The organism is Moritella sp. (genome assembly GCF_033791185.1).
In the GTDB taxonomy this organism is placed as follows: domain Bacteria; phylum Pseudomonadota; class Gammaproteobacteria; order Enterobacterales; family Moritellaceae; genus Moritella.
Genome location: NZ_JASJHF010000175.1, coordinates 1 through 6455, shown reverse-complemented (window position 1 = coordinate 6455; position 6455 = coordinate 1). Strand labels below are relative to the sequence as shown.

Annotated in this window: 3 protein-coding genes; all 3 read right to left on the bottom strand. The window is 44.2% G+C overall.

What is annotated here, in order from left to right:
- The coding region (locus QNK26_RS10600; protein WP_319222794.1) for a cadherin repeat domain-containing protein at positions 1–1449 on the bottom strand (1449 nt) is incomplete at its 3' end.
- A 391-nt stretch (positions 1450–1840) separates the two neighbouring features.
- Positions 1841–3331 (bottom strand): glutamate synthase subunit beta, encoded by a 1491-nt coding sequence (locus QNK26_RS10595; protein WP_319222792.1) that lies wholly within the window; start codon positions 3329–3331, stop codon positions 1841–1843.
- Between the two features lie 20 nt (positions 3332–3351).
- Positions 3352–6455 (bottom strand): glutamate synthase large subunit (gltB, locus tag QNK26_RS10590; RefSeq protein ID WP_319222790.1); only part of this gene is annotated, 3104 nt, incomplete at its 5' end.

Here is a 6455-nt window from a genome sequence, read left to right as displayed (position 1 = left end):
AGGGTGGTCACCAGGTACAATATCTAAAACCAATGGTACAGAAGCAGACTCAAGATATAACTCATTACCTGAATCTTTGACCATAAGCTTAATACTGCCAGCCTTTTTGACTATAATGTTCTCGCCATCAATATGGACCTGATTAGGATCACCGGTTATGCTCAGTGGCCCTTGCTGACCGTCAATATGCGGGGTGATTGTTAAGCCATCCTCATAGCTACGTTTAATCACTGTGTCAGACTTAAGGCCGGGATGTGCACCTTTGTCGACGGTATAGCTAAATTCATTGTTTGAAGATAGGTAATTTGAATTGCTATCATCGGTTACTCTCAACTTAGCGGTACCGACACCGATGATCTGCGGATAACCCGACATTTCATTTATCTCGATAACACTGTTGCCGTCCTCAACCTTATAGCGTGGATGACCAACAATATTGCTAACATTCGGGTGAATGATTTCTCCGTCCGAATAGCTAAAAGTCTGACTTTCAACACTGACAGCCTGTCGTTTTCCCTTCAAAATATCAACGTTGAAATAAACCGTATCAGCATCTTTACTGTAACGACCATCATAACTGACGGTAACCTCAACAACCGTGCTTCCAACTTTTTTGACAGTAATCAGGCCGCTCTGACTGTCGATATCAATCACGTCTTGATCGATATTGCCGCCAGAATAAATTTTATAATCATATTTAGTACCGTCATCCCCGCTTAAGCATGGCGACTTTAGGGTTAAACCTTCTGAATATAAAACATCAGTCAAGTCGGTACATTGAATTATGCCCGCAGTGAGCGCTTTGATGATAACACTGGCAGTAGTCCTCGCAGGATCATATTTTTCATTCCCAGCATCTTCAATTAAAACAGTTGCGTGTCCTACATTAAGAGGCTCGAGCTTACCGTTTTCCGCATTGATAGCGAGCAGGCTTAGGCTGTCATCTGCAACACTGTAAGTCACCGTGCCCTTATTATTCTCAGCATTAACAAAATCATTGGTGCTGTCGATTGAAATATATTTAGAGTGAGCGGTTAATGCGTAGTTGGTCCCCTTATCGATGGTCACAGTAAAATGAGACGTAGAGTTTTCAAATACGGTGCTGGTATCGGTTACTTCAACAGTAAGCATTCCCGGATTGAACACCGAGATCTGACCTGTTTGCGGATCAATTTGTGCCATATTTTCAGATGTGCTGTCAAGGATGCTGTAAGTCAGCGAGCCCATTCTGTTATCGACGCGCGGATTGATGACCACCGACTCGTAATAGTTTATTTTTATGTCTTCAACTTCGAGTGCGTGGCGTTGAGCTTTAGCGGGTATGGTGTTTTTAGGAACAGTACTGTTTTCACCACTTTCACCACCGCCGCCGCAACCAGATAGTGAAAGTGTTGCAACGGTAAGCATTGTGCCAACAAGCATTGTTGTAAACTCTTTTTTTATTATCATGCGTAGATCCCAGTTACAGCAATAGATGCTGGATATTTTCTTGTTTATAGTATAAGAGAAAGCTGGGCTATTTTAGGGCAATAACTCTATTAATGCAACGATGTGTCGTAAATATACACACTTGGCTAAGTAACTGATTAAACATAATCTCATTAATTACCGAAATATAACAATATGACAGTTAAGTTTAACTGCAGAGCTCTACGCGTTTACAAACCTTTGCGTTGACGGGATACTTTGTTGAGATGACTGCTATGGCCAATCACCCATGGCGCAGAGTATTCTCAATGACACGATAAATCTGTGATTAATAGGTACATGAGTGGAATTAAAATATGGACAAAAAAAGGCGGATCATAAATGATCCGCCTTTTTAATATTCAAACGTGCGTTAAGGTAAGTAGCTTTTACCCATCAGATAGGTATCAACCTCACGAGCAGCACGGCGACCTTCATCAATGGCCCATACAATCAGGCTTTGACCACGGCGTCCATCACCAGCGGCGAATACGCCCGGTTTGCTCGTTGCAAACTTATCGTATTCAGCTTTGATGTTAGAGCGTGCATCTTTTTCAAGATTAAATTGCTCAATCAAACCACCTTCCGGTCCCATAAAGCCCATTGCTAACAACACAATGTCTGCAGGCAGTACTTTTTCACTGCCAGGGATCTTATTCGGCACCATGGCACCATTGGCTTTGCGTTCCCACTCAACATTGACCGTGTGAACAGCTTTAACATTGCCGTTATCATCACCTTCAATTTTGGTCGTCATCACCAAATATTGACGCGGATCTTGCCCTTGCACCGCAATCGATTCTTGCTGACCGTAATCAACTAGCAGTTGCTTCGGCCATTGTGGCCACGGGTTATTAGCCTGTCGAGACTCAGGTGGTTGTGGCATGATCTCTAACTGAGCTACACTGTTACATTTATGGCGTAACGAGGTGCCCACACAGTCAGTACCGGTATCACCACCACCAATAATAACCACATTTTTACCTTCGGCATTAATGTAGTTACCATCGGCATGTTTACTATCTAACAAGCTCTTGGTATTGGCTTTTAGAAAGTCCATGGCAAAATGAATACCATTCAGTTCTCGGCCTTCTTCAACCATTAAATCGCGAGGCACTGTAGCACCGACACACAGTACAACAGCGTCAAAGTCCTGCTCAAGTTGTGATGCAGAAATATCTTTGCCCACTTCAGTATTAGTGACAAACACAATACCTTCTTCAGCAAGTATATCGACACGACGTTGAACGATCTCTTTTTGCAGTTTCATATTAGGGATGCCGTACATCAATAAACCACCGATACGATCGGCGCGTTCATAGACAGTAACCATATGTCCTGCAGAGTTAAGTTGTGCCGCTGCAGCCATACCTGCGGGGCCAGAACCGATAACCGCAACGGTTTTACCCGTGCGCTTGGTCGGAATATTGGCGACAACCCAGCCCTCTTTAAAGGCTTTTTCAATAATCGCATATTCGTGATGCTTTATCGTGACAGGATCAGCATTGATACCCAATACACATGCACCTTCACAAGGCGCTGGGCAGACACGACCAGTAAACTCCGGAAAGTTATTGGTTTTGTGCAACAACTTCACCGCTTCTTTCCAACGGCCGTGATAGATCAGATCATTCCACTCTGGAATAACATTGTTGACTGGACAGCCTGCAACCGCCGGAGCGTATTGTGATTCAGCTGATTGGCAAAACGGTACACCGCAATCCATACAACGTGATGCTTGCTTTTCAATATCAGCCGTTGGCATATGCTCATGGACTTCTTGCCAGTCAATCAAACGCATTTTAGGATCGCGATCGTCTGGTAAGGCTCTTGCTACTTTCATAAATCCGGTTGGATTTCCCATAATATTGTCTCCTTTTCAGCTCAGGCGCTTTGAGCTGCCAGATTTGCAAGATGCATGTCGAATGCTTCGACTGCCACGTCATATTCCGTTTCAAATTTACCGGTATTGCGTGCTTGATCCATATACTGTTGCATTTTTTTGAAATCAACAGGCATAACTTTGACAAAACGTTTAACGGCATTGTCCCAGTCAGCGAGTAAGGCTTCAGCAACATCCGATTGTGTATTGTCTTTATGCTCAGCAATAAGCGCTTTTAATTCCGCAATTTCAGCAGCGTTTTCAAGTGTCTCAAGTTGCACCATTTCCATGTTGCACTTGCTCGCTAAATCATTATTGTCATCCAAGACGTAAGCAATACCGCCAGACATACCCGCTGCGAAGTTACGGCCAGTTTGTCCAAGAATAACGGCTTTACCGCCAGTCATATATTCGCAACCGTGATCGCCCACGCCTTCAACAACAGTGGTAGCACCTGAGTTACGTACGCAGAAACGTTCACCGGCAATACCGCGGATAAAGGCTTTACCTGAAGTAGCACCAAACAAAGCAACGTTACCAATCACAATATTCTTACTTGCTTCAAATTTTGCCACTTTAGGTGGGTAAACAATCAAATTAGCGCCGGATAATCCTTTACCGAAATAGTCATTTGCATCACCTTCAAGCTCAAAACGCAGACCCTTCGCTGAGAAGCAACCGAAGCTCTGACCTGCTGAACCGTTAAACTTAACCTTAATGGTGTTTTCCGGTAGGCCGTCAGCCTCATATCTTTTCGATACTTCGTTAGACAACATAGCACCAATGGTACGATCGGTATTGACTACGTCATACTCAAGATTAACGGGTGTTTGATTTTCCAGAGCATCCTTGGCGTCAGCCATCATGCGGCGATCAACAATATCGTTGATAAGGTGTTTCTGTTCTTTAGAGCAGTATAGGGTTTCTTCAGCTGCACATTCTTCTTTATACAACAACGGTGATAAATCGACACCCTTATATTTCCAATGATCAACATCGGTACGCGCTTTCAAATACTGAGTTTGACCAACCATTTCATTGATGGTTTTAAAGCCCAGCTCCGCCATAATTTCACGTAAACCTTCTGCCATCATAGTAAAGAAGTTAACCAAAATATCGGCTTGACCACTGAAACGTCCGCGTAATTCTCTATCTTGAGTGGCAATGCCAACAGGACAGGTATTTAAGTGACACTTACGCATCATAATACAACCTTCAACCACTAATGCAGTTGTTGCCATACCGTATTCTTCCGCGCCTAACAGGGTCGCTATAGCAAGGTCTCGAGGTGTTTTCAATTGCCCATCGGTTTGCACTGTAATACGACTACGCAAATGATTACGTACCAGTGTTTGATGAGTTTCAGCCAGACCAAGTTCCCAAGGTAGACCCGCATGTTTAATCGAGCTCAGTGGTGATGCACCTGTACCGCCATCGTGGCCAGCAATCAGTACTACATCAGCATAACCTTTACACACTCCGGATGCGATGGTACCAACACCCGCTTCGGATACCAGTTTTACATTTACTCGCGCTTCACGGTTCGCATTTTTAAGGTCAAAAATAAGCTGTGACAAATCTTCAATTGAATAGATGTCATGATGCGGTGGTGGTGAAATAAGTCCAACACCTGGCGTAGAACCACGTGTACGACCAATCCAGGCATCAACCTTGTGGCCTGGTAATTGTCCACCCTCGCCCGGCTTAGCACCTTGCGCCATTTTAATTTGTAATTCGTCTGCATTAGTTAGGTAATGACTGGTTACACCAAAACGTCCGGAAGCGACCTGCTTGATCCGCGATTTCATCGAATCGCCATTTTCCATTGGCGTAAAGCGAATAGGATCTTCACCACCTTCACCACTGTTACTTCTACCGCCAATACGGTTCATGGCAATAGCCAGTGTCGTGTGTGCTTCCCAAGAGATCGAACCAAAGGACATCGCACCTGAAGCAAAACGTTTGAAAATATTTTCGATCGGCTCCACTTCTTCTAATGGAATAGATTTATGCTCCGCGCTAAATTCGAGTAAACCACGCAAGGTAAACGCATCTTTACTCTGTGTATCAACGGCGTTGGCATATTCTTTAAACTGTGCAGTATTATTGCTGGCAGTAGAATGTTGCAATAAGCGGATCGTTGTTGGATTAAATAAATGTTTTTCACCATCGTGACGCCAAGCGTATTCACCACCGGACTTCAACAGATCATCAGCAGCAATTCGGTCTTCAGGTAGGAAGCCCTCGCGGTGACGCATTAGCGCCTCTTGTGCGATTTGATCCAGACCAATACCTTCAATACGGCTTACCGTACCAGTGAAGTAATTATCAATAACATCACTGTTGATACCCAGCGCTTCAAATATCTGAGCACCCTGGTAAGACTGTAAAGTTGAGATCCCCATTTTAGAGAAGATCTTCAACAAACCACTGCCAACCGCTTTAATATACTTAGCAACAACGGCGTCATTACTTAGTTCAGAGTTGATAACACCTTCATCACGCAAGCTGTACAAGCTTTCAAGTGCCAGGTAAGGGTTAACCGCAGCAGCGCCAAAACCCAACACGGTAGCAAAGTGATGGGTTTCACGAATATCGGCGACTTCAAGAATGAGGTCTGCTTTGGCACGTAAACCTTCACGAATCAAATAATGATGGATCGCGGCCGTCGCAAGTACTGACGGTATTGCTGCATGATCGGTGTCGATGGTACGGTCACTTAATAGCAGCAGTGCATAGCCATTATTTACCGCATCTTTGGCATACTGACAGATACGATCAAGCGCAGTCTTCAATTCGCCTTCTTTGCCCGTGGCTCTGAAGGTGATATCAATGGTTTTAGACTGCAGGTGATTATGGTCAATTTGTTGTAGTTTTTTAAATTCTTCATTGGTCAGCACTGGCTGATCAATTTCAATCTTGTGACAATGCGCAGGCGTCTCTGCCAATAAATTATGCGAGTTACCGACATAACCACGCAAAGACATCACCAACTCTTCTCGGATCGGATCTATTGGCGGGTTGGTTACCTGGGCAAACAACTGTTTAAAATAGTGGGATAGTTGCTGCGGGCGATCGGAAAGTACCGCTAACGGTGTATCTGTCC

Excerpts from the sequence above, each read along its gene's own strand:
- QNK26_RS10595 (WP_319222792.1), bottom strand. The coding sequence starts at position 3,331 with ATGGGAAATCCAACCGGATTTATGAAAGTAGCAAGAGCCTTACCAGAC.